The organism is Amycolatopsis sp. H20-H5 (genome assembly GCF_035828755.1).
In the GTDB taxonomy this organism is placed as follows: domain Bacteria; phylum Actinomycetota; class Actinomycetes; order Mycobacteriales; family Pseudonocardiaceae; genus Amycolatopsis.
In genome coordinates this window covers 1-26,460 of sequence record NZ_JAYMZS010000025.1, presented here as the reverse complement: position 1 = coordinate 26,460, position 26,460 = coordinate 1, and the positions used below count along the sequence as shown (strand labels likewise).

The window sequence follows — 26,460 nt, the reverse complement described above, 5'->3', positions numbered from 1 at the left end:
GCCGCTCGTGCGTGAGAGACCACGATTCGTCGACGAGTTGTGGTGCGGGTCAGACCGCGGAGTGCTTGATCAGCGCGGTCGCGAACACGTCCCAGAGCGGCTCCGGCACCTCGTGCCCGGCCTTCTCCATGATCAGCAGCTCGGCGCCGGGGATCCGGTCGCGCAGCGCCTCACCGTGCGGCAGCGGGAACACCGGGTCCTTCTCGCCGTGGACCACCAGGGTCGGCGCGGTGATGTCGCCGAGACCGCCCTTCTCGGGGCCGTCGAAGTTGATCACGAAGTGGTTGGTCAGCGTGGACGCGATGTTGTCCGCGCGCGCCACGTCCGCCTCGGCGATGGCCCGCATGGCCTTCTCGTCGTAGTACGGCGAACCGCCCGAGTAGACCTTCATCAGCCCGGTGATGAAGTCCACGACCGCCTTCGAGTCCGAGGGGTCCGGGTTCTGGGAGGTGTACTCCATGAACTCGTCGGACATCGGCGGCAGGTCGCCGCCGCCCGGGGTGGTGGACACGAAGGTCAGCGACGCCACGCGGTCGGCGTAGTCGATCCCGGCGAGGGAGATGATCGCCCCGGCCATCGACCGGCCGACCAGGTGCGCGCGCTGGATGCCGAGGACGTCGAGGATGCCCAGCGCGTCCTCGGTCATGTCCCGCAGCGAGTAGCCGGGCTGCCCGGTCGGGTAACTCACCGACTTCCCGGTGTCCCGGTTGTCGAACCGGATCACGAACCGGCCGCCCGCGGCGATCTTCTCGCAGAGCTCGGCCTCCCACCACAGCATCGAGGCGGAAGCACCGTGGATCAGCAGGATCGCGGGGTCCTTGACGTCGCCGAAGGTCTGGACGCAGAGGTCGACACCGTTGGCCTTGACGATCTTCTCGTCGTTGGGCATGCTCACGTTCTCCTTGTTTCGGGGAGTTCTGGGCTTTCGCCGCTCGGTTTCGGGGACGGTCAGTCGTCGTACTCGTCGTTCAACCGGCCCCACCCGTACGTCGGCGACTGGGGCCACCCCTCGGGTGAATCCTCCCAGTCCTCTTGCCTGCCATACGGGGTCTGATCGAGAAAATGCCGGAAGCCGGCCGGCTCAAGCCCCCGCCCTGTCGTGAAATAGGTGCGGTACACCACTTCGCCGTCGTGCAGGAACACGCTCAACCCGAACCGTTCGCCACCGTCGACGGTGGCGCCCATGTCGTCGTTGAACCGCGTGCCCGCCGAAGAGAACCACGGAACGGTCCAGCCCATCCGCTCCCGGAACGCCGCCAGTGTGGCCAGCGGCGCCCGGGAGACCATCGCGAACGAGGTGTCGCGCGCGTGCAGATGGGCGAGATTGCCGATGTCGTCGATCTTCCGGGAGCAGCCGAGGCAGCCGGTCTCCCAATCCGTGTCGAACATGAAGTGGTACAGGATCAGCTGACGGCGGCCCTCGAACAGGTCGAGCAGCCGCACCTTCCCGTCCGGGCCGTCGAACACGTGGTCCTGGCCGACCCGGACCATCGGCAGGCGCCGCCGTTCCGCCGCGAGGGCGTCGAGCAGCCTGGTGGCCTGCTTCTCCTTGACCAGCAGCCGATCCCGCGCCGCCTGCCACTCGGCTTCGTCGGCGATCGGCGGCAGTCGCGGTTCGCTTTTCATAGCGGTGGCATCCTCTCGGTCATGGGGCCATCGTGACCCTCGGCGATCACGCGCGCATCTTCCGTTGTGCTCTGACGCCATGCTCCCGTCCGCGACTCGTCGACGAATCGTGGTCTCTTGCGCGTGAGAGACCACAACTCGTCGACGAGTTGCGGGTGGGGGCTCAGCGCAGGCTGCCTGCCTCCGCCGGGATCTGCTCTTCAGGGACTTCGGGGAGCTCGGCTCGCACGCCACCGGCGGGCCGGGTGCGCTTGATGGCCAGCGAGATCAAGGCCGCGAGCAGCGCCACCGAGAGCGACAGGACCAGCGTAGGCCGCATCGCGCCCATGTACCCGTTCGTGAACACCTCACGGCCGAGCTTCGCCAGCAGCTGGGCGACCTCCGCCGGAATCCCCGGCGGCGGCGCGTCGCCACCCGAGCTCGCCCCGACCTGCAGGCCGCTCTCCGCGACGTGGCGGAAGCCCTGGACGAACCCGGTGCGAGCGGGCTCCGGAAGCACCTGGCCGCGGGTGGCCGCCTCGGCGTTGATCGAGGCGGCGAACCGGTTCTGCATCAGCGCGCCGACGATCGCGGTGCCGACGACCATGCCGATCTGCCGCGTCGTGTTGAGCACGCCCGAAGCGGCACCGGCCAGCCGCGGCTCGACGTCGCGCATGGCGAGCGCGCCGACCGGGGCGAACAGCAGGCCGAGACCGGCCCCGCCGATGATCAGCGGCGCCAGGAAATCGGTCCACCCGCTGGTCGTCTCCGCCGACGCGGCGATCCAGCCGGTGCCGATGGCGAACAGGACCAGGCCGACGGTCAGCGGGTACTTGCCGTCGACGCGGTCGCCGAAGCGGCCCGCCAGCGGCGCGAGCACCAGCATCACCACGGTCATCGTCGCCATCGCCAGCCCCGCGGCCAGCGCGGACAGGCCGAGCACGGCCTGCAGGTAGATCGCCAGCGGCAGGAAGAAGCCGGTCAGCGAGATCGGCAGGGCTGCGGTGACCACGTTCATCAGCATGTAGTTGCGGTCGCGGAACAGCACGAACGGCACCAGCGGCTCCCCGGCCTGCGCGCGCGACTGGGTCAGCACGAACACCCCGAGCAGCACGGCCCCGACCACGAGGATCAGCGGAATCGAGAGGATCCCGCTGATCGTGCCCCAGTGGTAGCGCTCGCCCTCGACGAGCCCGTAGCTCAGCGCGAGCAGTGACGCGCTGGCCAGCAGCACGCCCCGGAGGTCGAGACGGCGACGGCCGGACGGCGCGACGTCGGGCAGCAGCCACAGCGCGAGCGCCACCACGACGATCCCGATCGGGACGTTGAGCAGGAAGATCCCCCGCCAGTCGAACACGGTGACCAGCAGGCCGCCGAGGCTCGGGCCGAGCATCGTGGCCGCCGCGCCCACCGCGCCCCAGATGCCGAGCGCGGCACCCCGCCGCCTGGCCGGGAAAGCGGTGGTGATGATCGTCAGCGTCTGCGGCATCAGCAACGCCGCGCCCAGGCCCTGCGCCACCCGGAAGGCGATGAGCTGGCCGGGACCGGCGGCGAAGCCGCAGGCGCCCGAAGCCACCGTGAACACGGCGACGCCCAGCACGAACATCTTCCGCGCGCCCCGCAGGTCACCCAGCCTTCCGGCGGTGATCAGCAGCACGGCCAGCACGAGGGTGTAGCCGTTCAGCACCCACAGGACGTCGTCGAACGACGCCTTGAGCCTGCCCATCATGTCGGGAATCGCGATGTTCACGATGGTCAGGTCCAGCATGGTCATGAAGAACCCGAGGCAGGTCACGGTGAGGGCGGCCCACGGGTTTCCGCGTAGTTTCGTCACGAGGGATCCTCCTTTCCACATCTAGGTTTTTGCGGTCCTACGTCAGCGCGTGCGGTGCTCGGCGGTGAGCCGCTCGAGGTGCGGGACGACGTCGGCCGGGGTCGGGTTGAGCAGCAGGTCGCGGTAGATGCGCTCGGCGCCTTCCTGGTACGACGGCTCGGTCAGCACCTGCAGCAGGCTCTTGCGCATCTCGGCGACGGAGAGCTTCTGGTAGTTCAGCGTCACCCCGGCGCCGGCTTCGTTCACGTAGGCCGAGGTGAACGGCGACGACACGTGCCCGCCGGTCTCCATCGTCCAGGTCTCGCCGTCCTCCTCGACCCAGAACGACCCGGTGGCGCCCTCGGTGTCGGTGATCAGCTGCGGCACCCTGGCCGCAGCGGCCGCCGAGAAGCTGCCGATACCGCCGTGGTGGATGATCGCCGAGGTCGACGGCAGCAGGTCGGTCAGCGGGACGTAGTCGATGGTGCGCACGTTCGCCGGGATCTCGGGCAGCCGGGAAAGCTGCGCGTCGTTCAGCGTGGCGACCAGTTCGACGTCGAGCTCGCTGACCATCTCCAGCAGGTCCTTGGTCTGGCGCTCGGCCTCCGGGGAGAAGAACGCGCGGTTCGACATGCCCAGCGAGAGCGCGACACGCGGCCGCTCCGGCCTGGCGCGCAACCAGTCCGGCAGCACGGCGGCGCCGTTGAACGGCACCCAGCGCACGAACAGCGTGCGGGTGTCGACCGGGATCTGCATCTGCTTCGGGCTGACGTCGATGGTCCACTGGCCGAGCAGGAGCTCCTTGTCGACCTCGACCCCGTGCCGCTCGGCGAGCGGGGTGAGGGCGTCGGTCAGCGGGTCCGCGCCCAGCTCGACGCCCGGACGGCTGTTGCGGCCCGCGAACAGCTCGGTCGACCAGCCGAACAGGTCGGGGCCGAGGTTCAGCCGGGCGTGAGCGGCGCCGCAGGCCTTCGCCGCGATCGCGCCGGAGGGCCAGCAGGCGTCCCACACGACCAGGTCGGGCTCCCAGAACTTGGCGAACTCCACCAGGTCGTCGACGCCGGGGCGCGCGTCGGCCGCGGTGGCGCCGGTCGGGTGGAAGTCCCAGACGGCGGGCATCAGGAACTGGCTGAACACGTGCCAGCGGTAGGTGTCGGTGACGTCGAGGTCGAGCGACTCGTTCAGCGACTGCAGGTGCTCGCGGCCCGCGCGGTGCGGCCGGCCGGGCCCCTTGGGGATGGGCATGTTCCCCGGGTTGCCGAGCGCGACGGCGGTCAGCCCGACAGCGGCGATGGCGTCGACGTAGAACGGGTGCGTGGCGACGACGACCTCGTGCCCGGCGCCGCGCAGCGCGTAGGCGAGCGACACCATGGGGTGCAGGTGCGCTCCCCCCGGCCAGATGGTGAACAGGACTCGCATGATGAGCTCTCTCTTCTCGCTCGGATACCGGGGACAACTACTTCCGGGCACGACGAACGGGACCGGCGATGACGACCGCGCGGTCCCGTTGCCGTGTGCGCGTCTCCTGCGCGCGATCTGTCTCTAGAATGGCTGTGTCACTGGGTTTCCGGCGTCTTCCGCACTGCGGTGACCACCGGCGTCCGAGCCGTTACGGACCGGCGGGCAGGCCCATCTGGCCCAGCTGCGCGGCCGGTTTGCTCGCGATCTTGCGAACCACCAGCACCGCGACGATGACCACCGAGATCCCGGCGAGGTTGCAGTAGGCGATCGTCTTGTAGACGCCTTCCGCGTTGTGCACCGAGCCCGCCACCAGCGCGCTCGTCAGCACGACGGCCGCGTAGTAGATGAAGTTGAGCAACGCCGCCAGCGGACCGGCACCGGTCTGCTCCATCACCATCAACGAGGTCAGCACCGGGCCCTGGATGACGAAGGTGAACGCGACGATGCCCAGGTAGACGGCAGTTTCACTGGAGATGGCCGCGGACGAGGACATGATGTCGCCGAGCAGGTGGTTGCCAGCCCAGACCGCCACCGCGATCACCAGGTAGGCGATCACCGTCAGTTCGATGCCCACCCGCAGCACCTTGCGCAGGCCGTCGGTCACGCCCGCGCCGCGCTGCATGTTGAGCACGATCGCGGTGGCGGAACCGAGCAGCACGCCCGGCATCAGGATCAGGAACTGGATGCTGGTGGCCGAGGAGAACGCGGACACCACGATCGGGCCGAACCCGCCGAGCACCGCCAGCAGGCCGAAGTAGCAGCCGAACATGAGCACCTGGGTCATCGCGACCGGGATGCCGATCATCTTGAGGTTGGCGCCCGCCTCGGGACGTCGCCATGAGCCCTTGCCGCCCGGGATCCAGAGGCCCGCCTTGCGCATCATCACGATGCCCAGCAGGCAGCCGACCACCGAACCCGCCGCGATCGACACCGGCACGGTGTTCGGGCCGAGGCCGAAGCCGAGGCCCAGCAGGGCGACCCCGCCGAACTGCACGACCCGCGAGGAGATCGTCACCAGCGCGCCCGAGCCCGCCTTGCCGTAACCACGCAGGCTCGACGCCCACAGCAGCACGCCGACGTGCGTCAGCTCGGCCACCGTCATCCAGCGCAGGAACGAGATGAACTCGCCGCGCAGCGCGACCGGCACGTCGAACACGTCCGCGAACAGCGGCGCGGCGAACAGGAAGGCGACGAAGATGACCACCCCGATCACCGCCCAGACGCGGATGAAACTCAGCGCCACCGGCAGCACGTCCTGTGGCCGCCCGGCGCCGCGGCTCATCGCCGCCGCGACCTGGTTGCTGATCTCGAATGCCAGGTACACCCCGGCGAACAGCGGCATCATCGGCAGGTAGAGCGCACGGACGTAGAGCGCGTCGTCACCCATGTGCCCCATCAGTGCGACCACGCCGACCATCAGCACCATGCTGGTGATCTCGGCGAAGGCCATCGGCACCGCGAGACTCATGATGGCCTTGCGCACCTTGCCGTCGAGACCCGGCGGCGGGCCGCCCATGGGCCCCCCGGGAGGACCGGGAGGGCCGCCCGGAGGTCCTTCCTGTGGCCCGCTCGGCGGCCCCTCGGCCCGGCCCTGCACTGTCTGGTCAACCATCGTGAACTCCCTCGACAAAAGGTGCTTTCTGACGAAAAGGGGCGGTCAGCTCGCCGTGGCCGTCGCGTCCTCGGCCGTGCGCCGGTGCAGGAAGACCCACACGGCGGCGATCAGGAACCAGATGGCCCCGGCGTAGGCGTTCATCAGCCACCACGGGCTGATCATCGGGCCGGGGTCGAACGAGCCGGTCGCCCAGGCGAGCAGCGACGAGACACCGAGCAGAATGCCGCCGACACCGACCACAGTGGACAGTCCGCGACCGCGGCCGACCGAGCGGGTGATGAGCACGCTGACGCCGAGGAACAGCTGCCCGGCCGACATCAGGATCCAGCCGGGGGTGGCGATCGTGATGGCGGCCCACTGGCTCGAGCCGAACACCCCGTTCATCGCCGGCTCCAGCTCCGGGGAGCTGTTGAGCAGCAGGGGCGCCAGCTTCGGGGAGATGAAACCGTCGAAGCAGTAGACGAGGGTCCACAGGACCGTGCCCATGGACAGCGCGATGAGGCCGAGCGTGCTCCAGCGAGAGTCGCCGCGGCTGCGGACGAGGCTCACCATGCCGAGCGCGCCGAGCGCGGCCACGACCGGGCCCCACATGATCTGCGCGTGCAGCTCGTACCAGTCGGGGGCCATCATCATCTGGGCGAAGTGGGTGTAGAAGCCCGGGGTGCCGAAGGTGCCCATGTGCTGGGTGATCGCCGGGTGCTGGCGGCCGCCGTTGAGGATCAGGAAGCCACCGACGGCCAGCGTCACGGCGCTGAAGACGTAGAAGGCCCGGCGGGACTTCTGGGCGACGGCGGCCTGGCGGGCAGCGGGTCCGGCGTCGGCCCGGACTGGCTGACCGGCCGGCGCCGGTATCGAGGTATCAGCCGACACGATTTCTCTCCTCACAGTGATGGAACTGCCGAACGTCATCACACGGAGACGGTCCCTTGGTGCCCGGACGAATCCGCCGACCTTCGCCTGCCGATCGTCCTGTCAGCCGGTGTCCCTTCGCATCTCATGACGTGCGGCATCGGCGCTGGTCGGCGGCGCTGGCGGGGGACACTGACCGGATGGCTACGCCCGCTCGGGCAGCTGTCCGGAGCGGTCTCGGCCGCCTACCTTCGTGGCAGGGACGTGTATGTCTTGCCTGGCCCCGAGATTGAGGACCCTCCATCATGCCGATCAACTACCTTGGCAACGGCCCGTACTGCTACGCCAACGCCCTTTCGATGATCTTCGGCGACGCCGGCCCCGGGCCCGCCGCGCTGGAGATCCTGAGCGGGTCCGCCTTCGGGATGACGCTGCGCGGCGAGGACCTGCCGTACTTCTCCCCGGCCGAGTGGGTGCCGGAGACCGGCATCCCGGTGATCCTGGACCTGCTCGGCTGGACCTGCGACAAGCAGGCGAGCACGCCGGAGGCCGCGATCGCGGAGCTGCGGGAGGCGAGCCGCACTAACCCGGTGCTGGCCGGTCCGGTCGAGATGGGCCTGCTGCCGCACCACCCGAACATGGGCGTGGCCATCGGCGCCGACCACTTCCTGGTGGTGTTCGGGGTCGAGGGCGACCTGGTGCGCGCGCACGACCCGCAGGGCTTCCCGTTCGCCACGATCCCGGTGGACGCGCTGCTCACCGCGTGGAACACCGAGTCGCTGGTCTACGACGTGCCGTCGTACCAGATCCGGAAGAATTTCCGCCAAGTCCGCGAGGTCCCACTCGAGACGGCGTTGCGCGCTTCCTTGCCCGCCGCCGTGAAGTGGTTGGAGGGCAACAGCTCCCGCCTCGCCGCGGAACGGCTCGCCGAAGTCGTCGAGGCCGGTCCCAACCACATCCAGCACAAGTACCTGACCGAGTTCTCGGTCAGCTGCGGCGCCCGCCGCCTCGCCGACGCCGCCGTGCTGCTGCACGACCTCGGCGCGATCGCGGCCGCGAAGGTGCTCGACGAGCAGGCGAATCTCGTCGGCGCCCTGCAGCACCCGCTGACCGTTGGCGAGAACGCCACGGCCGCGGCCCTGCTGCGGCGGCTCGCCCCGACCTACGAGCGGCTGCGCGACGAGCTGCTGCAGGAGACCGAGGGCTGAGCATGACCTCGCTGGAGGCGGTGGCGGTGTACGTCCCGCCCGAGCGCGTCCCGGTCGAGCCGTACCTGCGGGAACTCGGCGTGGCGGACGAGAAGGTCAAGCTGTACAAGCAGTTCTTCGGCTTTTCGGAGATCCGCCGCGAGCCGGGCGGCACGGCGCTGGAGCTGATGCGGGCCGCGCTGGGCGAGCTGGACCTGGCGGGCCGGGAGGATCGCGTCCGCTATCTGGTGCAGGCGGCCACGATCCTCTCGGCGCCGTACCCGCGCAGCCCGCTGCACGAGCTGCGCGCGGAGTTCGGGCTGCACCGGGCGACGGCGTTCTCACTGAGCCAGCACGCGTGTGCGTCCGGGCTGCTCGCCGTCGACGTCTGCGGCAGGCTGCTCGCGGCCGACGACGACCCGGACGCGCTCGCACTGGTCCTGGTGGGGGAAAAGACCTTCACCGAGGTCGCGCGGATCGCCGACTCGGCGGTGATGAGCGAGGGCATGGCCGCGGTGCTGGTCGGCACCGGAGGCCCTCGCGACCGCCTGCTCAGCTACGCCACCCGCAGCTACGCCGAGTTCGACCGCGCCCCCTGGCTGACGCCCGAGCAGGGGACGCGGTTCGACAAGGTGTACCCGGTGGCGCTGGTGGAGATCCTGCGCGCGGCGCTCGACGAAGCGGGGCTGGCGCCTTCGGACGTCGCGCTTGTCCTGCCGCACAACGTGAACCGGCTGTCCTGGTACCGCGTCGCCAAGACGCTCGGGCTGCCGAAGGACCGGATCGTGCTCGGGAACCTGCCGGAGTACGGGCACAGCTTCGGGGCCGACTCGTTCCTCGGCTACCGGAGCGCGCTCGACCTCGGGCGGCTCAACCCCGGCGACCACTACGTGATGACGGCGGTCGGCCTTGGCGCGACATTCGCGGCCATGGTCTTCCGGCACTGACGACAGGCGGCGACGATGTACGTGGCGAACGGATCGGCCGGAGTTCCCGGCGGCCTGCGGCTCGACCGGATCGTGACCAGGTCGTTCACCACGGGCCGCGCCTACGAACCGGCGTTGACCGAGTACTTCGCCGACCTCGCCGAACACCACGGCCTCCCCCAGCGCGCGGCGCACTTCGCCGAGCTGCGGATGAACACGTTCACCAGCATGGTCGGCCGCACGCTCGACGCACTGGGCCCCTTGCCCGCCCGGATCGGCGCCGCGGTGCTGGCGCACAGCACCCCGGATGCGGAACCGTTGTGGCCCAGCAGTTTCCTCAGCGGCGCCCTGCCGGGCGAGCCCCTGTCGTTCGCGATCGCCGACCACGGCGTGACGGCCCCGTTCACCGCGCTGCGGCTCGCCGCCGCGTACGCGGGCACCGAGCCCGTCCTGCTGTTCGCCCTGGACCAGACGACGGTCGTCCTCGACCACACGGTTCCAGCCGGGACCGTAATGCCGACCGAGGACCGGGTGGCGGTCCTGCTGCTGGAGCCGTCGTCACCCGGCCTCGCCGTGCGCGAACTCCCCGGCATGACGCCCGAGGACGCCGTCGCCGTCGTACTCGCCGAGCTCACCACGTCGCGTCCCGACGCCGTGGTCCTGGGGACGGGCCTGCTCGGCCACTGCCAGGTCCCCACCGGAATCCCGGTGGTCAAGGCACGAGAGGGCCTGCCCTGCACCGGCCTCTGGACCGCCCTGGCCGACACCGACCCCCAGGCCCACACGCTCCTACTGGCCGACTACGACCCAAACCTCCGCAGCCTCGGCCTCTGCCACCTCACCCGGTGACTGCCCCTTAAGGCCACCATCACAGCGTCTAACGCCGTGAAGGCTCCCTTCAGGGGCACCGCTTTCGCGCCCCCAAACACGACGCCGGTCACGAGGGCAGGAAAGTCCCTGAAGGCCACCATGACGGCGTTTAACGCCGTCATGGTGGCCTTCAGGGGCAGTTCAGGCGAGCCGGCCAGCGACCAAGTGGCTACGCGGCAGGTCGGGCAGGTTCGCCGGGGAGGCGGCCTCCGGCCAGCGGCCGTAGTTGGCGTTCGCCTTGCCGGGCTCGGTGACGTCGATGGGGTCCCAGCCGCAGTCGGTCAGGAACCGGGCCGGGTCGTCGGTGCCGAACACCCACGGGCTGTCCGCGGCTTCGAGCCGCCGCAGGAACTCGCGGGTGTACGGGAACCGGAAGATCCCGGTGCCGATCAGGTCCGCGGCCAGCACGCTGCCCGGGGCCGACAACGCCGCCGCGTCGCGGACGACCCGGTGCGCCAGCGCCTCGGGCAGGTAGAACAGCAGGCCCTCGGCGAACCAGACGGTCGGCTTGGCCGGGTCGAACCCGGCGGCGCGCAACGCGGCGGGCCAGTCGTCGCCGAGGTCCACCGGCACGGTCCGGGTGTCCACGCCGCGCTTCGCCCCGGCCGCGGCCAGCGTGCTCTCCTTGTACGCCAGCACGGCCTTCTGGTCGACTTCGTACAGCGTGACGCCGTCCGGCCACTCGAGCCGGAACGCCCGGGTGTCCAGGCCCGCCGCGAGGCCGACGACCTGATGTCCTTCGCCGACCCAGGTCTCCAGGTAGTCGTCGAACCAGCGGGTCCGGATCGGCAGGAACGGGTTGCCCTCGTCGGACGCGCGCGAGGTGTGGAAGTGCTTGAGCAGCTCCACCCCCTTCGGCCCGGCGAGCACCCCGGCGAGGGGGTCGCTGAACAGCCGGTCGGGGCGGCGGCTCTCCCGCGCCCTGGACGCCGCGGTCCACAGCGCGGTGTCGCCGACCCCGTTGATCGCTTCGGTTTCGTTGGTCATCTCGCTACTCCTTGTGAATCGGTGAACTACAGCTCGTCGACCAGTCCCGCCTTGATGGCGTTGACGACCGCGGTGGTCCGGTTCGGTGAATCGAGTTTGAGCATGATGCTGGCGACCAGCCTTTTCGCGCCGTGACTCGAGATCGTGAGCCGGCGGGCGATCTGCTTGTTGCTGAGCCCGCGCACGAGCAGGGACAACGTCTCGATCTCCCGGCTCGTGAGGTGCACGGGCCGGTTGCGGTGCCGCTGCTCGGGCCCGTCCGCCCTGGCCAGCAACGCCCTGGCGAGCGTCGCGGGCATCGGCAGCTCGCCCGCGGCGCACCGGCGCAGGGCGTCGTTCAGGGTGTCCGCGCTCAGGTTCTGCTGCGAAAGGAACCCGTCCGCGGGCAGCGCGGCGCAGGCCGACGGGTCGCCCATCGCGGACTCGTCCACCAGCACGAGCACCTTCGGCCCACCCGGCCCGGCGACGGCGAGCCAGCTGGTGTCCAAAGTGGACACAATGAGGAAGTCGAGCCCGGCAGCCTCCTCCCCACTCTCGCAGCGGTGGACTTCGCCGACCGACGGCAAGGACTGAAGGAGGCCTTCGAGCCCCCGCCGGAGGAGCTCGCTTCCGACCAGGACCGCGACGTGCAGCGGCTCGGCCTCGAACCGGGCCTGCGCAGAGCTGTACATGAGGGCACCCTTCCCGCGACGGCGAAACCTGCTTCCGGTGACAGCAAACAGCGGTCCACCCCTCGCGCTCACCGTGGATATTGCGGTCGGCCCCGCCAGGTTCACGGCAGGGCCGGTCGCGAATCCGGCAGGGTCATGCCACGTCGGCGCGCGGCGTGTCCTCGCGCTCCGCCACGTGCCCGCCCGCCGGGACCGACACCAGGTCGACGTCGCGGCGCTCGACGTTGGCCAGGTCTGCGTAGCGGCGCGGGTGCCGCGCGCGGATCCAGTAGCCGTAGCCGACACCGCCCGCCGCGGCGGCGACCAGCAGCCACGGCAGCGAGGTGACCGCCACCGCGGTCGTCCCGGTCAGCGTTTCGAAGTTGCCCACCACCAGCACCACCGACGCGACGAGCCCGGCGAAGCCCAGGCCGGGCGCGAGCATCGTGCGCCACCAGTGGCGGTCCGGGTGCTTGCGGAAGAAACCGATGACCGACACCGCGGCCGCGGCCTGCAGCGCCACGATGCCCAGCGTCCCCAGGCCCACCATGGTTGTCGACAAGTTGACATATGGGTCCAGCCCGGCGACCGCGAACACCACGATCACCAGCACGGTGAACGCGGTCTGCGTCAGGCTCGCGCGGTGCGGCGACGCGTGCTTGGCGTGCACGGCGCTGAGCCCGTGCGGCAGCACCCGGTCACGGCCGAGCACGAACAGGTAGCGGTTCGCCGCGTTGTGCATCGCGAGCATGCCCGCGAACAGGCTGGTGCACAGCAGGATCTGCATCACCACGGTGACCGACGAACCCAGGTAGTCGTCGGTGAGCCCGGAAAACAGCGTCCCGAGCTGCGAACCCGCGACCTGCTGCAGCTGGTCCGCGCCGACGGCGCCGACCGCGATCCAGCTCGTCAGCGCGTAGAAGACGCCGATCAGGATCACCGACGCGTAGGTGGCGAGTGGCACGCTTCGCTTGGGGTTACGGGATTCCTCGCCGTACAGCGCGGCGGACTCGAACCCGATGAACGAGATCAGCGCGAACATCAGCGAGATCCCGATGCCGCCGCCGAGCACCACCTTGGGGTCGAACGAGGCGGCGGGGAGCGCGGCACCGCCCTTGCGGATCAGCACGGCGACGTCGAGCAGCAGCAGGATCGCGACCTCGGCGATCATCAGCACGGACAGCACCCGCGCGCTCATGTCGATCTGGCGGTAACCGAGGAACGCCATCGCCGCGACGCCCAGCGCGGCCCACAGCTGCCACGGCAGGTCCAGGCCGTAGGACGAGGCGATGAGCTGCGTGAAGTACGCGAACGCGCCCGCGAGGCCCACCGTGATCGCGTTGTACGAGATGACCGCGACCAGGCCGCCACCGACCGCGGGCGGCCTGCCGAGCCCCGCGGAGAGGTAACTGTAGAAGCCACCGGCGTTGACGACCCGGCGGCTCATCGCGGCGTACCCCACCGAGAAGCAGAGCAGGGTGAGGCCCGCGAAGACGAACATCGCGGGCACCCCGGCGCCGTTGCCGATGGCGAAGGCCAGCGGCACGGTGCCGACCAGCGCGGCCAGCGGCGCGGCGGCCGAGATGACCAGGAACACGATCTTGGGGGTGCCCAGGGTGCGCCGGAAACGGTTCTCCTGTGGGGCGGGGGCCGGGTCAGTCATGACGGTTCACCTAACGGGTCGGAATCGATGGTCAGCACGACCTTCGACGCGGCGCGCCGGTCGAACAGGTCGTAGGCGTGGACGGCGTCGGAGAGCGGGAGCCGGTGCGAGATCAGCGAAACCGGATCGATCAGTTTCGCCCGCAGCAGCGGGATCAGGTGCTCGCGGACGGCGATCGGGTCGCCGACCACGAACCGGACGGTCAGCTCGTGGGCGAACGCGGTGCCCGCTGGGAACGGGGTTTCCAGCGAGTGGTGGGCGCCGACTGCGACAACCGTCGACCGCGGGCCAGCCCCCTCGACGGCGAGCCGCAACGCCGCGTCGCTGCCGACGGCCTCGATCACCGCACGGGCGCCCACTTTGTCCGAGGCACGCGCCAGTTCGGTGCCGAAAGCCTCCGGTGCCACCGAAACGAACCCCAGCGAATCGGCATGCTCACGCCGGGACGGGTCGGTGTCGGCCACCACCACCGCCGACGCCCCGGCCGCCCGCGCGCACATCGCCGCGCACAAACCGACCGGCCCGCCGCCGACGACGCCGACGACGTCACCGGGAGCGAGCCCGGCGGCGGCCACCGCGCCGTACCCGGTGCTGAGGATGTCCCCGACGAACAGCACTTCCTCGTCGGTCAGCTCCGGCGGAACCGGGCTGAGCACGGTGTCGGCGAACGGCACACGCACGAACTCCGCCTGCCCGCCGGGAAGGCTGGGGCCGACCACTGTGGAGTAACCGAACAGTGTCACTTGTGGACACTGGTAGTGCCAGCCGCGCGCGCACGCCTGGCACCGTCCACAAGCGACAACATCGGAGGCGACGACCCGGTCACCGGCGTTGACCGGGACCTCCTCGCCCGCGTCCACGATGGTGCCGACGAACTCGTGGCCCAGCACGGTTCCCGGTTCGAACGCGGGGATCTCGCCGCGGTAGGGATGCAGGTCCGTGCCGCACATCGCGGTCGCGCTCACCGGCACCACCGCGTCACGCCGATGCGAGACCCGCGGCTCGGGCAGGTCATCGACCAGCTCCACGCTGCGCGGCCCGCGATAGACGACGCCTCTCATACCGGCTCCTCCTCGACGATCACCCAGTCCTTGGCGGCCAGCCGCACCGCCACGCGTTCCCCGCCGGGCCACACCAGGTCGCATCCGGCCCGCCGGGCACCGTGGTTGACCACCACAACCCGGTTCCCGTCCGCGACGAGCTCGACGTCCGGGTCGGCACAGTCCACTGTGGGCACGATCCCGGCGAGCCTGGCGATCCGGCGGTAAAGCCGCTCCCAGCGCGAGCCGGTCAACCGGCCGGGCTGGTCCAGCTGCCGTTCCAGTGGCGCACCGCAGAAGACGACGGTGCCCTCGCCGACCCGGTTGACGAGCACGGCGGGCGTGCCGTCCGGGTAACGTGCGATCGGCTCCCCCGTGGTGGCCACGAGACCGATCGTGGTCGCGCCACCGGTCTTCCAGTCGAGCGGCCAGTCCACTTCGGACCACCTGATCGCCGTTTTACCCTCCGGCGTCAAGGAATAGTCGCTGAGCTCCGCGCCCGCGAGGTCCGCGCCGGGAAAGCCGTGCAGGTGGTCGCCGAGCGAGTAGTACACCGTGCCGCCGCGCGCCAGGTGTGCCCGGAGCCGGTCCAGGTCGGTCAGCGTCACGTGGGTGACCGACGGGCAGATCACCAGCCCGTAGCCGTCGAGGTCACCAGAGACGAGGTCGAAGTCGAGGTGCGCGCGCTTCAGCAGCAGATAGGCGTAGAAGGTCGCCAGCGTCCCGACTCCGCTGTCCAAATAGGACTTACCGGCGACGCGGGCGTGTTCGGGGATGTACACCGCGATCCGCGCGCGACGCTCGGAACCGGCCAGGTCGGCGGCTGACTCCGCGACCCGGCGCACCTCGGCGAGCGCCGGTTTCGGCGTCCCGTCCAGCCGCGTCAGCCCGGCGAACCGTTCCATCGGCCGGTCGGCATAGGGCTCCTGCGCCGACGCGATGTCCTGCCAGCACCAGACCAGCACCCCCGCCGCCCCGTTGGCCATCGCAGAAGCCGCGGACGCGCGCAGGTACCCGGCGGCGACGTCCTCGCCGACGCCATACGCGCCCAGCTCGTCGACGAAGGGGACCCCGTACGCGGCGGCGAACCGGACGAGGAACGAGGTCAGATTCGTCGCCTTGTACGAGGAGGTGGCTTCGATGGACCCCGGCGCCCAGGTGGGAAACCCATGTACCGCGACAAGATCCAGCTCACCGGCGTTGTCCACCCCGAACGGTGAACCCCGCAGCACCCCGGACGCGTCCCCCGCCTGACACACCGCGACGCCGGGGTGCGCACCTCGCAGCGCCGCGGCCAGCCGGGCGTGCCAGGCCGCGACCTGCTCCCGCGAAAGCGTCGCGGACTCCACAGGATCAACGTTGCCGATCTCGTCGCCGAGGTCGTACGCGAGCACGTTGTCCACATCGGACAGACAGCCCCCGACGGCGCGGACGAACTCCTCCTGGCGCACGAGCATTTCCTCGTCCCGCCACAAGCTGCGGCCCGCACGCCAGGGCAGATCGAGCAGCTGGCCGTTCATCCAGATGGTCAGCACCGAGACGACGCAGGCCAGCCCGGCGGCCCCGGCCAGCGTCACCGCGTCGTGCAGCCGCGCGAACGCCTTCTCGTCGTACCGGCCGGGCGCGGGCTCGAAATCGCGCCAGAACACGAAGAGCCGCACGGTATTCAGCCTCGCCGCCGCGATGTCGGCGAAGTCGCGCTCCAGCGCAACCGCGTCCCAGTCGGACCAGATGCGGCAGCCCGCGCGGGAGGGGTGGTGGTCCACGCCCACGGCGGTGAACGGCTGCCCGTCGCGTAGCAGCCGTCCACCGGAAACGGTGAACCCGGTCATGGCTGCCCGTCGTACCACTCGTAGGTGCGCCGGAGCCCGGTTTCGAGGTCGACCCGGGGAGTGAACCCGGTGGTCTCCCGCAACCGGGCGAGATCGGGCAACCGCCGGTCGGGGGAACCGGGCGGCGGGTCGTGGATCAGCGCCACCGGGTCGTACCCGGCGAGCTCCCAGATCCGCCGCGCGAGCAGCTCGATCTTGAGCTCCTCGCGGTCGTTGCCGATGTTGGCCACCACCGGCCCGGCGGTGTTGAGCTTCATCAGCCCGACGGTCGCTTCGACGGCGTCGTCGATGTAGCAGAACGCCCTGGTCTGGACCGCGCCGTAGATCGGGAACGGGTCCTGGTGTGCCCGCGCCCGCGCGATGAACTGCGGAATGACGTGCGAGTTGCCCATTCGCGGGCCGTAGATGTTGTGGTAGCGGCCGATGCGGACCTTGAACTCGTCCGCGCACTGGCGGAACAGGCTTTCGCCAACGACCTTGCTCAGCGCGTAGGACGAGCGCGGCGCCGCCGGGTCCACCAGCACGAACGGAGAGTCCTCTTTGGTCGGATACGCCGACAGCCCGACCCGGGCGGCGCCGTCGCCGACCTCACTGGTCGAGCTGAGGAACACCGCGCCGGGACCGGTGCGCAGGCACCAGTCCAGCACCTGCAGGGTGGCCCGCAGGTTCACGTTGAGCACCCTCGCCGGTTCCTCGTTCGCGCGCCGCACACCGACGACGGCCGCGAGGTGGTACACCCCGTCGAACGCGCCGGTCAGCAGCCCGTCCGGGATCGGCCGGGTCAGGTCGTGCTCGACCAGCTCCACCGAGCCGCGCAGGCCGCGCAGCTCCTCGTCCTGCCTGCCCCGGGAAAAGTCGTCCAGCAGGACGACTTCGGCCCCCTCACGCAGCAGGTGACGCGTCAGATGCAGCCCGACGAACCCAGCTCCACCGGTGACGAGAATTCGCTCCGCCACAGCCCAACCTCCGGTATTCGATGCCCTCGGCCTCGGCCAGCTCGGTCGCCAGCCGGCCCCACATGTCGAAGACGACAGCCGGCAGGCGCATCCGCGAGCGGACGGCCTCGGTGTCGATCTCCTTCGGATAACTCGGGTGGTCCACCAGCAGGAGCACCGCGTCTGCGTCGGTCATGCCTTCTTCGAGGGTCACCGGCCGGTACCCGAGCTCCGCGATGCGCTCGGGCGCCACCACGTAGTCGTGCCCGGCCAGCACCGCGACCCGGTGGCGCAGCAGTTCGGCCACCTCGATCGCGGCCGAGCCCCGGACGTCGTCGGTCTCCGGGTGTCCTTTGTAGGCGATCCCGCAGACCAGGACCTTGGCGTCACGGTGCGCGCAGCCGGTCGCGGTGAGCGCAGCGAGCACCTGCTCCACCGCGGCGCGCGGGACCTGCTCGTTCACCGAGCGGGCGGCCGCGATCATCGGCGTGCGCGCGCCGGCCGCCTCGGCCGACTGCATGAGCAGGTACGGATCCTTGGTCAGGCAGCTGCCGCCGACGAACCCCGGCTTCGACAGGTCGGGCCGCGGGTAGCGCAGGTTCGCGGCGGCGATGATCTCGCCCGCGTCCAGGTCGAGCGACTCGGCGATGTTCGCGATCTCGTTGCCGAACCCGTAGATCAGGTCGGTGTGCGAGTTGCAGATCAGCTTCGTCATCTCCGCCGCTTCGAGCGAGGAGACCAGCGAGTGGTCGGCGGCGAGCGGCGCGAACAACGCCCTCGCCAGCTCCAGCGACTCGTCGTCCAGCGCGCCGATCACCTGGGGCAGCGAGGCGAGCTCCGCCAGTGCCTGTCCCTGGATCGTCCTTTCCGGACAGAACGCGAGCAGCGGTTTTCCCGTGTACTCCAGCATCTTCGCCAGCACCACCCGGCGGGTCGTGCCCACCGGGACGGTGCTGCGCACGACGACCAGTGTGTCGGCCGAGACGTGTTCCGCCGCGTGCGCGGTGGCCGCGTCGAGCGGTCCCATGTCGAGCTGCCGGGTGGCCGGGTCGACGAGCGTGCCGACGCAGATGATGATCGCGCGCAGCGGGGTGTCCGGCAGCCGGTCGGTCACGGTGAAGCGGTCCGCGGGCAGCGTCTCGAGCAGCTCGGCCACGCCCGGTTCGAACAGGACGGTCCGGCCTGCCCGCAGTTCCGCCCTGGTGCGCGGGTTCGCTTCCACGCCGATGACCGGGATGCCCACCCGTGCCAGGGAAAGCGCCAGGGTCAACCCGACGTAACCCAGGCCGATGACGGCGACGTGGCCGTCCGCCCGCGGCGTTCTCAGGTGCGTGGTCTCAGCCATGACTCCCCTTGCTGGTCGCGGTGGCGATCACTTGGCGGCGGTTGATCTTGCCCATCCCGGTCCGGGGCAGGGCGGTGAACGGGTGCAGCCGGTGCGGCACCTCGTAGGGCATGAGGTGCTGGGCGCGGCAGAACGCGACGAGCTCGTCGACCCGGGTGTCCGGCGTCAGCACGACGGCGGCGTGGATCTCCTGCTCGGCGCCCGCGCCCGCGCTGTCGGCCCCGAAGACGAACGCCTCCCGCACCCCGGGGTGTCCGGAAAGGACTCGTTCGATGCGCCGCGGGTTGACCTTGCGGCCACCCACGTTGATGAAGGTTTCCTTACGCCCCTTGAGAAACAGGTATCCCTCGACGGACACGGCCAGATCACCGGTGTCGTAGAAACCGTCCTCGTCGACGGTCACGGGCGCCCCGCCCGCGTATCCGGCGAACAGCGCGGGCGTCCGGACGAACAATCGCCCACCCTCGCCGATCCTCGTTTCGACGTCCGGCGCCGGAACTCCCGCGGAGCCCTCGGGCCACCGCTGCGCCGACGCGGGATGGCAGGCGATGAGCCCGGTCTCGGTGCTGCCGTAGATCTGGCGGACCGGACTGCCGAGCCGCGCGCCCGCCTCGGTCGCGAGCTCCGGCGCGAGCGGGCCGCCCGACGACAGCACGATCCTCGGGCGTGGCGGTTCTCCCCGCAGCAGCGGGGAAAGCAGCCGGTACACGAGCGGGGTCCCGAGCATCATCGTGACGCCGTCGGCGAGCGCGCCGAGGACCTGGCGGGGGTTGAAGCGGGTGAGCGTCACCAGGGTGGCGCCCGAAACGAGCGCGGTGCCGAGGCCGCCGATGAAGCCGAAGGAGTGCGCCAGCGGGACCGTGGCGAGCACGACGTCGCCCTCGCCGATCCCGAACACCCGGCGGTAGCTGTGCGCGCCGTGCAGGACGTTGCGCAACGGCTGGCGGGCGATCCGCGGCTCGCCGGTCGAACCGGAGGTCACCTGAAGGATCTCGCTCTCCCGCCCCGGATCGGGCTCTGTCGCGGGAGGACTGCGGAACCCCGCGTACTCGCCCGGACCGACCACTGTGGACACTTCAAGCGTGTGCACGGGCGAGCCGGGATCGGTGAGATACGAGCTCTTCTCCTCCAGCGGGAGCACATCCACCCCGGCCGCGATCAAGCCGAGCACGGTCGCGATGCTCGCCGCGCTGCCGTCGAGCACGGTGACGACCACGCCCCGGACGTCCTTCGCAAACGTTGCAGTCGCAAGGGTGGCATCGTAGAGCTCCGCCCAGGTGGTGTCCTGCCAGCCGGCGGCGGTCCCGGCCCGGATCGCCGTGGCGTCCGGGAACCGGTCCCGGTGCTGCCGCAGTGCCGTGAGCATGCGCGGCCTTCCCCCGTTTCCCCGTACTACTTGGTGAAGTGGGCGGTGGCCACGGCGGCCAGCGCGGCGGGGGTCGCCTCGTCGAAGATGGACACGAGGAGCTCGGCCTGCAGCTCGTCGGAGTTCACGGACGCGGGCAGCTCGGTCTCGGCGACGAACCGCTGCAGCACCTCGACGGCGCGCAGCGAGTCACCCCCGGCTTCGAAGAAGTCCTCGTCGCTGGCCAGCGGCCCGCGCTTGAGCACGCTGCCCATGACTTCGGCGATCGTCGTGGAGAGGTCGGAGAGCTGAGTGGTCATGATGCCCCGTTCGTCGAGTCCTGCGCGGGATGACTTCCGCTGTCACCACTTTCGCCTGTCCCCGCCCCCCGCACGAGCCGCCAAGGACCGCCCAACCGGCCATAGCCACCCACCCGCAACTGTCCCTGAAGGCCACCATGACGGCGTTAGACGCCGTCATGGTGGCCTTCAGGGACCGTCAAACTGGGTTAGGCGAGGGCGAGGGCGACCAGCCAGGCCAGGTAGGCGTTGTCCTCCGGCAGCAGGCCAAGGCGGTTGTGCGACATCTGCACCAGCGTCGCGAACACCACCTCCGGCTCGACGCTCAGCCGCCCGGCCGAGCGCAAGCGGGTCAACGCCGCCCACGTGCCGGACTGGACCTCCTGCCAGTCGTCGACGTCCCCGCCGAGCGTGGCGAGGACGTGGTCCCGCCCGTCACGCGCGATCGCGGCCGAGGCAGTCACGTACGCCGCCCGCCCGACCTGCGGCGCGGGCTCACCCGTGAGTCCCTGCTGTGCCAACGCGTACCGCCGCAGCCAGTCGATCTCGGCGGCGACACCCGCCCCGGACGCGCGCGCCGAAGCCAGCAGGAGCACGGAAACAGCGCGCAACCGCTCGGCGCGAGCGGGCGTCGCCTCGATGATCTCCAGCGAGATCCGGCTCGCGGCCACGAAATGCGCCATCGACACCGCCATCCCGTGCGGGCCACCGAACCGTTCGAGCATCGGCTTGAACGCGCGCTCGACGACCGTGCCGCCCTCGTCGTCGCGCAGGAAAGTCTCGATGCACACGCGCGTGCCGTCGAGATCAGCGTGCTCAGGCAGCTGCACTTTCACCTGGGCAGGCTTCCCAAGCGCCGCGCTCCACGGCGGCCGGACCAGGATCGGCGTCCCGGTCAGCCAGGGGCGCAGCGCGGTCAGGAGGCGCTCCACCTGGTCCGATCCGCCGGGCGCGGTGACCTCCAAGGTGCGCCACCGCCCGGCGTCCGCCTCGGTGAACCTCTCCTCGGTGCCGGCCGCCGGGATCATCGGGGGTGTCCTTTCGTCGGGGTGCTCAGGCCGCGTCGGCCCGCGGGACGGCGATCTCCCCGAGCGCCGTGACCAGCCGGTCGACGTGCTCGCGGGTGGTGCCGAGGCCGAGACTGGCCCGGACGGCCGCCTCGGGAGGCGGGCCGTCCCGGATGACGTCGTCGATCAGGTGCCGCAACAGGGGGTGCGCGCAGAACTTCCCGTCCCGCACGCCGATGCCGTACCGGTCCGAAAGGGTCAGCGCCACTTCGCGGCTTTCCCAGCCGTCCAGCACGAAAGACACGATGCCGACGCGTTCGTGGTCCGCGCCCCACAGCGACAGCTCGTGCAGGCCCGGGATCGAGGCGAGCCCGCGGCGCAACCGGCCCAGCAGCTGTTCTTCCTCCGCCGCCAGCGCGGGCCATCCGGCGTCGAGCAGCGCTTCGCAGGCCGCCGCGAGGGTGATCGCGCCGAGTACGTTCGGGGTTCCGGCCTCCTGCCGCTCCTCCGCGTTGCGCGCCCACGTCACGTCCTGGCCCGCGACGCGCTTGCTCGCGCCGCCGCCGAGCAGGTACGGCGGCGCGGCGGAGAGCCAGTCGGCCCGCCCGGCCAGCACCCCAGCGCCGAACGGCGCGTAGAGCTTGTGGCCGGAGAAGGCGATGTAGTCGAGGCCGAGCGCGCCCATGTCCAGCGGGCGGTGCGCGACCAGCTGGGCGACGTCCGCGACGATCCGCGCGCCGTGCTCGTGCGCGGCCTCGGCCAGCTGAGCGAGCGGCCACAGTTCCCCGGTCACGTTCGACGCGGCCGTCACGACCAGCAGTTTCGGCCCGATCCCGGCCGCCGCGAGTGCGAAACAGACTTCGTCGACGGCCGCCTCCGGCGACGCCGGGGCGGGCAGCCGGACGACCTCGCAGTGCCGGTCCCACGGCAGCAGGCTCGCGTGGTGCTCCGACTCGAACACCACCACGGTGGCGCCCTCGGGCAGGCAGTGGGCCAGCAGGTTCATCGAGTCGGTGGTGTTGCGGGTGAACAGCACCGACTCGTCCGGCGAGATCCCCGCGAACCGGCGCACGACGTCACGCGCGCCCTCGTACGCCTCGGTCGTCACCTTCGACGCGTACCCGGCGCCGCGATGAACGCTGCTGTACAAGGGCAAAGCCGCGTCGAGTGCCGCGTGCACGGGTGTGAGGCAAGGAGCGCTCGCGGCGTAGTCCAGGTTGGCGTACTCGACCCGTGAGCCGTCCGCCAGCGGTACCAAGGCCCCGGCCCCGACGACGCCGGGGAGCCGCGAGGACCGGAACCGGCTGGATTCGCCTGAGTTCGGCAAGACCCACCTCCGAGGAATCCTTGTGCTACGCGGGAAACGCGCAGCCAATCATGATCCCGAAAACCGGAAAGGACATCTCATTCAGTGCTCTTGCAGGCCGCATTTTAGAAGTGGCCAGTAGACGCGGCCAATGGCAAGACTGGGTCCTGCACGTGCACCGATTGTTATCTCAGCACGAAACGGAGGAAAGCTCATGGTGGAAATCAGCAAGCTTCTCGCGGCATCCGACGAGGAGACCCTGCAGGCGTCCGGTGTGGCCGGTTTCGAATTCGGTGAGTCCATCGCGGGCGCGCTGGTGGTCGGTAACACCAACGAGGCCTGAGCCTGAGCTACCCAGGTGGTGCCGCAGCGCGACGGATGCGGTGCGGCACCACCTGCTCCCCTCACCGGGCTTTCCCAAGCCGGCACGACACAAGCGACTCACACCACCACACGCAGGGTCGGTCTTCGAGTGCGCCGGTGAACACCCGGTGGGGTTTCGTCCCCCCGCGGTTACGGATGAAGGAGAAAAATCATGGCGGAGATCTGCAAGCTGCTCGCGGCCACCGACGACGAGGCCATCTCGGCTTCGGGCGTGCTGGGCCTGGACTTCCCGGAGTCGATCGCGTCCTCACTGGTCGTGGCCAACACCAACGAGGGCTGAAGCGTCCGGATGGTGCCGCACCGCGACGGATGCGGTGCGGCACCACCACCCATTCTGCCAGATTTCGACCCCGGCGAGGCACTCGTGAGCTTTCGGACCCCTTTCCATGATCTTCTTTCCCCCCAAGGCGCGCTCCGCCAGGCGTACTACGGGAGCGAGCCGCTGATCCTGCGGCAGGCCGCGTCCGTCGAAGGCCTCCCGACCAGCGCCGAAATCGACCGGCTCATCGACGCGAGCCTGCTCCGCTGGCCGTACTTCACCGTCTTCCAGGACGGGGTGCGGCCCGAGCAGGCCGAGGTCACGACGTCCCGCAGCCTGCTCGGCCACGAGGTCGACGGCTTCGTCCGGCCCGAGGGCGTCCGCCGTCAGCTCGCCGCCGGGGCGACGTGCAAGCTGAGCCAGATCGAGGACTGGCACCGCTTCACCCGCGACCAGATCGACGAGCTCCACGAGCTGTTCCCCGCCGAGGTCACGGCCTTCCTCTTCCTCACCCCGGAGGGCAAACGCGGCATGCTGCCGCACCGTGACGCCTCCCGGGTGATGGTCATCCAGCTCGAAGGCGCCAAGGAATGGCACCTGTTCCACGACCCGGCGCACGAGAACCCGGACGCCGGGCTCGACGTCGACCCGGCCACCGAGGTGGGCAGTTTCGTGCTCGAACCCGGCGACGTCCTCTACCTGCCGCACGCCTACGGGCACGCGGCGAGCGCGGTCGGGCAGACCTCGCTCCACGTCACCTTCACCCTCAGCGAACCCACCCCGGACGCGCTGGTCGACGCGCTCGTCGCGGAGTGGATCGACGCCGGACGCCTCGCCGCGCTCAACGAGGACGCGCCGCTCGGAGCCACCGCGAAGCTGCACGCCGTCGCGGACGACCTCGCGCGGTTCGCGGTGGACACCGGCTCGCTGGTCACCCGCGCGCTGGCGGACGGCAGAGCCCGTGACCTCTCCTGAAGCGGCCTGACGAGCACTGATCGCCGACGACGAAACGGAACCGCTGATGAACCCCACCCTGCAGGCGCTGGTCGGAGAGCCCGAGGCCTTCCTGCGCGAGCGCTGGAACCGTGAAACCGTCCATCGCCACGCCGGGCTGCCAGAGCTGCTCACCGAACGGGACATCCGCGCGACGATCGATTGCGGCCTGCTCGTCGAGCCGTACTTCACCGTGCTGCCACCGGAAGGCCGGTCCCCCTCGGCCGAGCTCAGCGTCGAGCGCCGGGTCCTCAACGTCAAGCGACCCGGCTTCGTGCACCGGCGGAACCTGCTGGCGGCGTTCGACGACGGGTCGGCGATCCAGCTCAGCCGGATCGAGGACTGGCACCACCCGGTGCGCGAGCTCGTCGAGGGCCTGCGACCGTCGTTCGACACCGAACTGCACGCGTACGCCGTGCTCTCCCCGGCCGACGTCACCACCGCGACAGCACACACCGGTGGCTCGCACCTGCTGGTGCTGCAACTCGACGGCGAAGCGGAGTGGACGCTCACCGGCAACGACGAGCGAGAACAACTGCTGCTGCGAGCCGGTGACGTGCTCTACGTGCCGCCGGGCAGGTCGCATCTCGCGACCGCGAAGGGCGGCAACTCGCTCCACGTCGTCGTCACGATCGAGGAACCGAGCACCGGCGAGATCACCGAGAGCCTGACGCGCGAGCTCCGCCGCCGCTTCAAGGCGCACGAGCGGTACAGCCACCACCACCTGATGACTGCTGAGGACAAGGCCGTCTGGGTCCGCACGGCGGCTGCGCAGTACTGCGCGCAGTTCGCCGCCGCGACCGCGACCGAGCAGCCATGACCAGGGAACTGAGCAGAACCGCGGAAGTGGACGCCGAGCCGCTGCCGCTCCCCGGCACGCTCCGCACCCGGACCCCCGAACACACCTGGTCACTGATCGAACCCCGGCTGCGCCACTACGGGGTCACCCGGGTGGCCGAGCTGACCGCGCTCGACGTCATCGGCATGCCGGTCTACATGGCCGTCCGGCCGCTGGCGACCACGGTCGGCGTCAGCCAGGGCAAGGGCGCGACCCCGCTGCTCGCGCGGCTCTCGGCGACGATGGAGGCCGTCGAGGTGTGCGTGGCCGAGCGGTTCCGCCCCGCGGAGTCACTCTGGGCGACAGCGGCGGAGCTCTCCCTGCCCTATCCGGTGGAGGAGACCACGCCCACCGAGCGCTCGGTGATCTCAGCGGACCTCCCGCTGCCCTGGGTCCCGGCCATCTCGCTGGCGGACGGCGCCGAAACGCACGTCCCGCTGCACACCGTCGGCATGGACGGGCTGGCCGACGGACGCTGGCGGCCGCGCTCGATCGTCATCTCCACCAACGGCCTGGCCAGCGGGAACTCCGTCGGCGAGGCCACCGTCCAGGCCCTGCTGGAGGCCGTCGAGCGGCACTCCACCGCCGATCTGGCCCAGCAGCCGATCGAGCAACGCCGCGTGCTCGACCTCGCCACCCTGCCCGCCGGGTTCTGCCGCGACCTCATCGAGCGGATGCGGTCGCTGGGCTTCTGGATCGAGGCCGTCGACTGCTCGACACTGCCCGGCACCGCCGCCTTCACCGTCTACGTCTGGCGCCCCGACATGCCCAGCATGTACGCGGGCGCGGGCTGTCACGTGCTGCCCGAAACCGCGCTGTTCCGGGCGCTGACCGAGGCGGTGCAGAGCCGCATGTCGGTGATCAGCGGGGTCCGGGAGGACCTCGGCGACGTCGCGTACCGGGGCGTCCGCCGTCCCGCCACACCGCCGCCGGTCGAGCCCAACCACGACTGGGCGGCGGTGCCCGCGCCGACCGCGCCCCTGGGCGGCCCGTTCCCGGTACTGGCCCGCTGGCTCACCGAACGGGTGACCGCGGTGTCGGGCCTGCCGGTACTGCGCGTCGACCTCACCCCACCGGAGGAACCGTTCGCGGTGTGCAAGGTGGTCGCCCCCGGGCTCGCGTTCGACGTCTACCGCGAGCTACCGCGTGACACGGGAGAGGTCCGGTCATGACCGTCCACGTCTACGCCGGTCCCTCGCTGGCCGGTTCCCCCGTCCTGAAGCTCGACGGCGTGTGCGCGCACCCGCCGAT

General features: G+C 70.6%; 25 protein-coding genes. 8 read left to right on the top strand and 17 right to left on the bottom strand.

Annotation, left to right across the window (positions count from 1 at the left end; genetic code table 11):
- Nucleotides 1-49 precede the first annotated feature (49 nt).
- The 6 genes from QMK34_RS16625 to QMK34_RS16600 all read right to left on the bottom strand — a co-directional run bounded on the left by QMK34_RS16625 (nt 50) and on the right by QMK34_RS16600 (nt 7,364).
- Entirely contained in the window at nt 50-889 is an 840-nt protein-coding gene (locus tag QMK34_RS16625; protein WP_326414902.1) for an alpha/beta fold hydrolase, read from the bottom strand.
- Between the two features lie 59 nt (nt 890-948).
- Nucleotides 949-1,626, bottom strand: a complete 678-nt coding sequence (locus tag QMK34_RS16620; RefSeq protein WP_326414901.1) for a DUF899 domain-containing protein — start codon at nt 1,624-1,626, stop codon at nt 949-951.
- A gap of 163 nt (nt 1,627-1,789) precedes the next feature.
- Entirely contained in the window at nt 1,790-3,439 is a 1,650-nt protein-coding gene (locus tag QMK34_RS16615; protein ID WP_326414900.1) for a DHA2 family efflux MFS transporter permease subunit, read from the bottom strand.
- A gap of 42 nt (nt 3,440-3,481) precedes the next feature.
- Nucleotides 3,482-4,837: a nucleotide disphospho-sugar-binding domain-containing protein gene (locus QMK34_RS16610; RefSeq protein WP_326414899.1), complete on the bottom strand. Its 1,356-nt coding sequence runs from the start codon at nt 4,835-4,837 to the stop codon at nt 3,482-3,484.
- Nucleotides 4,838-5,027: 190 nt separating this feature from the next.
- Nucleotides 5,028-6,395: an MATE family efflux transporter gene (locus tag QMK34_RS16605; protein WP_326414898.1), complete on the bottom strand. Its 1,368-nt coding sequence runs from the start codon at nt 6,393-6,395 to the stop codon at nt 5,028-5,030.
- Between the two features lie 141 nt (nt 6,396-6,536).
- Entirely contained in the window at nt 6,537-7,364 is an 828-nt protein-coding gene (locus tag QMK34_RS16600) for a hypothetical protein (RefSeq protein ID WP_326414897.1), read from the bottom strand.
- Nucleotides 7,365-7,648: 284 nt separating this feature from the next.
- On the opposite strand from QMK34_RS16600, the gene QMK34_RS16595 reads away from it, so the two are divergent.
- From QMK34_RS16595 to QMK34_RS16585, 3 genes are read left to right on the top strand one after another with little or no spacing between them, the layout of a single operon-like run.
- Complete coding sequence (locus QMK34_RS16595; RefSeq protein ID WP_326414896.1) at nt 7,649-8,551, top strand: hypothetical protein; 903 nt, start codon at nt 7,649-7,651, stop codon at nt 8,549-8,551.
- Between the two features lie 2 nt (nt 8,552-8,553).
- Entirely contained in the window at nt 8,554-9,477 is a 924-nt protein-coding gene (locus QMK34_RS16590; protein ID WP_326414895.1) for a 3-oxoacyl-[acyl-carrier-protein] synthase III C-terminal domain-containing protein, read from the top strand.
- A 15-nt stretch (nt 9,478-9,492) separates the two neighbouring features.
- A complete protein-coding gene (locus QMK34_RS16585) occupies nt 9,493-10,305 on the top strand; it encodes a hypothetical protein (protein ID WP_326414894.1) in 813 nt (270 codons plus the stop codon).
- A gap of 162 nt (nt 10,306-10,467) precedes the next feature.
- Here the strand turns inward: QMK34_RS16585 and QMK34_RS16580 are convergent, their stop codons facing one another.
- From QMK34_RS16580 to QMK34_RS16530, 11 genes are all read right to left on the bottom strand, one after another.
- Nucleotides 10,468-11,313: a class I SAM-dependent methyltransferase gene (locus tag QMK34_RS16580; RefSeq protein WP_326414893.1), complete on the bottom strand. Its 846-nt coding sequence runs from the start codon at nt 11,311-11,313 to the stop codon at nt 10,468-10,470.
- 26 nt (nt 11,314-11,339) lie between these two features.
- Nucleotides 11,340-11,984, bottom strand: coding sequence for a response regulator transcription factor (locus QMK34_RS16575; protein WP_326414892.1), 645 nt, complete (start codon nt 11,982-11,984; stop codon nt 11,340-11,342).
- 133 nt (nt 11,985-12,117) lie between these two features.
- Nucleotides 12,118-13,626: an APC family permease gene (locus QMK34_RS16570; RefSeq protein ID WP_326414891.1), complete on the bottom strand. Its 1,509-nt coding sequence runs from the start codon at nt 13,624-13,626 to the stop codon at nt 12,118-12,120.
- On the bottom strand, nt 13,623-14,687 hold the full coding sequence (locus QMK34_RS16565) for an alcohol dehydrogenase catalytic domain-containing protein (RefSeq protein ID WP_326414890.1): 1,065 nt from the start codon (nt 14,685-14,687) through the stop codon (nt 13,623-13,625). The genes QMK34_RS16570 and QMK34_RS16565 overlap by 4 nt, the downstream gene beginning before the upstream one ends.
- Complete coding sequence (locus QMK34_RS16560; protein WP_326414889.1) at nt 14,684-16,498, bottom strand: beta-galactosidase trimerization domain-containing protein; 1,815 nt, start codon at nt 16,496-16,498, stop codon at nt 14,684-14,686. Before QMK34_RS16560 ends, QMK34_RS16565 begins: the two co-directional genes overlap by 4 nt.
- Nucleotides 16,495-17,454 carry an NAD-dependent epimerase/dehydratase family protein gene (locus QMK34_RS16555; RefSeq protein WP_326414888.1) on the bottom strand — a complete coding sequence of 320 codons (960 nt, stop codon included), beginning with the start codon at nt 17,452-17,454 and terminating at the stop codon, nt 16,495-16,497. Before QMK34_RS16555 ends, QMK34_RS16560 begins: the two co-directional genes overlap by 4 nt.
- A complete protein-coding gene (locus tag QMK34_RS16550; protein WP_326414887.1) occupies nt 17,381-18,778 on the bottom strand; it encodes a nucleotide sugar dehydrogenase in 1,398 nt (465 codons plus the stop codon). Before QMK34_RS16550 ends, QMK34_RS16555 begins: the two co-directional genes overlap by 74 nt.
- Entirely contained in the window at nt 18,771-20,144 is a 1,374-nt protein-coding gene (locus tag QMK34_RS16545; protein ID WP_326414886.1) for a class I adenylate-forming enzyme family protein, read from the bottom strand. The genes QMK34_RS16550 and QMK34_RS16545 overlap by 8 nt, the downstream gene beginning before the upstream one ends.
- A gap of 26 nt (nt 20,145-20,170) precedes the next feature.
- Nucleotides 20,171-20,443 (bottom strand): phosphopantetheine-binding protein, encoded by a 273-nt coding sequence (locus tag QMK34_RS16540; RefSeq protein ID WP_326414885.1) that lies wholly within the window; start codon nt 20,441-20,443, stop codon nt 20,171-20,173.
- Between the two features lie 188 nt (nt 20,444-20,631).
- On the bottom strand, nt 20,632-21,450 hold the full coding sequence (locus QMK34_RS16535; protein WP_326414884.1) for a thiopeptide-type bacteriocin biosynthesis protein: 819 nt from the start codon (nt 21,448-21,450) through the stop codon (nt 20,632-20,634).
- Between the two features lie 25 nt (nt 21,451-21,475).
- Entirely contained in the window at nt 21,476-22,756 is a 1,281-nt protein-coding gene (locus tag QMK34_RS16530) for an aminotransferase class V-fold PLP-dependent enzyme (protein WP_326414883.1), read from the bottom strand.
- Between the two features lie 193 nt (nt 22,757-22,949).
- Here QMK34_RS16530 and QMK34_RS16525 point away from each other — a divergent pair, with 193 nt between their 5' ends.
- From QMK34_RS16525 to QMK34_RS16505, 5 genes are all read left to right on the top strand, one after another.
- Nucleotides 22,950-23,078: a hypothetical protein gene (locus QMK34_RS16525; protein ID WP_326414882.1), complete on the top strand. Its 129-nt coding sequence runs from the start codon at nt 22,950-22,952 to the stop codon at nt 23,076-23,078.
- 192 nt (nt 23,079-23,270) lie between these two features.
- Nucleotides 23,271-23,399 carry a hypothetical protein gene (locus tag QMK34_RS16520; RefSeq protein WP_326414881.1) on the top strand — a complete coding sequence of 43 codons (129 nt, stop codon included), beginning with the start codon at nt 23,271-23,273 and terminating at the stop codon, nt 23,397-23,399.
- Between the two features lie 84 nt (nt 23,400-23,483).
- Complete coding sequence (locus QMK34_RS16515; protein WP_326414880.1) at nt 23,484-24,353, top strand: JmjC domain-containing protein; 870 nt, start codon at nt 23,484-23,486, stop codon at nt 24,351-24,353.
- 46 nt (nt 24,354-24,399) lie between these two features.
- Entirely contained in the window at nt 24,400-25,191 is a 792-nt protein-coding gene (locus tag QMK34_RS16510) for a JmjC domain-containing protein (RefSeq protein WP_326414879.1), read from the top strand.
- Nucleotides 25,188-26,381 (top strand): YcaO-like family protein, encoded by a 1,194-nt coding sequence (locus QMK34_RS16505; protein WP_326414878.1) that lies wholly within the window; start codon nt 25,188-25,190, stop codon nt 26,379-26,381. The genes QMK34_RS16510 and QMK34_RS16505 overlap by 4 nt, the downstream gene beginning before the upstream one ends.
- Nucleotides 26,382-26,460: the final 79 nt, after the last annotated feature.

What these genes read in the sequence shown, in the direction of transcription:
- QMK34_RS16625 (WP_326414902.1), bottom strand. Translation starts at nt 889, where the DNA reads ATGCCCAACGACGAGAAGATCGTCAAGGCCAACGGTGTCGACCTCTGC.
- QMK34_RS16620 (WP_326414901.1), bottom strand. Translation starts at nt 1,626, where the DNA reads ATGAAAAGCGAACCGCGACTGCCGCCGATCGCCGACGAAGCCGAGTGG.
- QMK34_RS16610 (WP_326414899.1), bottom strand. Translation starts at nt 4,837, where the DNA reads ATGCGAGTCCTGTTCACCATCTGGCCGGGGGGAGCGCACCTGCACCCC.
- QMK34_RS16605 (WP_326414898.1), bottom strand. Translation starts at nt 6,395, where the DNA reads ATGGGCGGCCCGCCGCCGGGTCTCGACGGCAAGGTGCGCAAGGCCATC.
- QMK34_RS16595 (WP_326414896.1), top strand. Translation starts at nt 7,649, where the DNA reads ATGCCGATCAACTACCTTGGCAACGGCCCGTACTGCTACGCCAACGCC.
- QMK34_RS16590 (WP_326414895.1), top strand. Translation starts at nt 8,554, where the DNA reads ATGACCTCGCTGGAGGCGGTGGCGGTGTACGTCCCGCCCGAGCGCGTC.
- QMK34_RS16585 (WP_326414894.1), top strand. Translation starts at nt 9,493, where the DNA reads ATGTACGTGGCGAACGGATCGGCCGGAGTTCCCGGCGGCCTGCGGCTC.
- QMK34_RS16580 (WP_326414893.1), bottom strand. Translation starts at nt 11,313, where the DNA reads ATGACCAACGAAACCGAAGCGATCAACGGGGTCGGCGACACCGCGCTG.
- QMK34_RS16575 (WP_326414892.1), bottom strand. Translation starts at nt 11,984, where the DNA reads ATGTACAGCTCTGCGCAGGCCCGGTTCGAGGCCGAGCCGCTGCACGTC.
- QMK34_RS16570 (WP_326414891.1), bottom strand. Translation starts at nt 13,626, where the DNA reads ATGACTGACCCGGCCCCCGCCCCACAGGAGAACCGTTTCCGGCGCACC.
- QMK34_RS16565 (WP_326414890.1), bottom strand. Translation starts at nt 14,687, where the DNA reads ATGAGAGGCGTCGTCTATCGCGGGCCGCGCAGCGTGGAGCTGGTCGAT.
- QMK34_RS16560 (WP_326414889.1), bottom strand. Translation starts at nt 16,498, where the DNA reads ATGACCGGGTTCACCGTTTCCGGTGGACGGCTGCTACGCGACGGGCAG.
- QMK34_RS16550 (WP_326414887.1), bottom strand. Translation starts at nt 18,778, where the DNA reads ATGGCTGAGACCACGCACCTGAGAACGCCGCGGGCGGACGGCCACGTC.
- QMK34_RS16545 (WP_326414886.1), bottom strand. Translation starts at nt 20,144, where the DNA reads ATGCTCACGGCACTGCGGCAGCACCGGGACCGGTTCCCGGACGCCACG.
- QMK34_RS16540 (WP_326414885.1), bottom strand. Translation starts at nt 20,443, where the DNA reads ATGACCACTCAGCTCTCCGACCTCTCCACGACGATCGCCGAAGTCATG.
- QMK34_RS16535 (WP_326414884.1), bottom strand. Translation starts at nt 21,450, where the DNA reads ATGATCCCGGCGGCCGGCACCGAGGAGAGGTTCACCGAGGCGGACGCC.
- QMK34_RS16525 (WP_326414882.1), top strand. Translation starts at nt 22,950, where the DNA reads ATGGTGGAAATCAGCAAGCTTCTCGCGGCATCCGACGAGGAGACCCTG.
- QMK34_RS16520 (WP_326414881.1), top strand. Translation starts at nt 23,271, where the DNA reads ATGGCGGAGATCTGCAAGCTGCTCGCGGCCACCGACGACGAGGCCATC.
- QMK34_RS16510 (WP_326414879.1), top strand. Translation starts at nt 24,400, where the DNA reads ATGAACCCCACCCTGCAGGCGCTGGTCGGAGAGCCCGAGGCCTTCCTG.
- QMK34_RS16505 (WP_326414878.1), top strand. Translation starts at nt 25,188, where the DNA reads ATGACCAGGGAACTGAGCAGAACCGCGGAAGTGGACGCCGAGCCGCTG.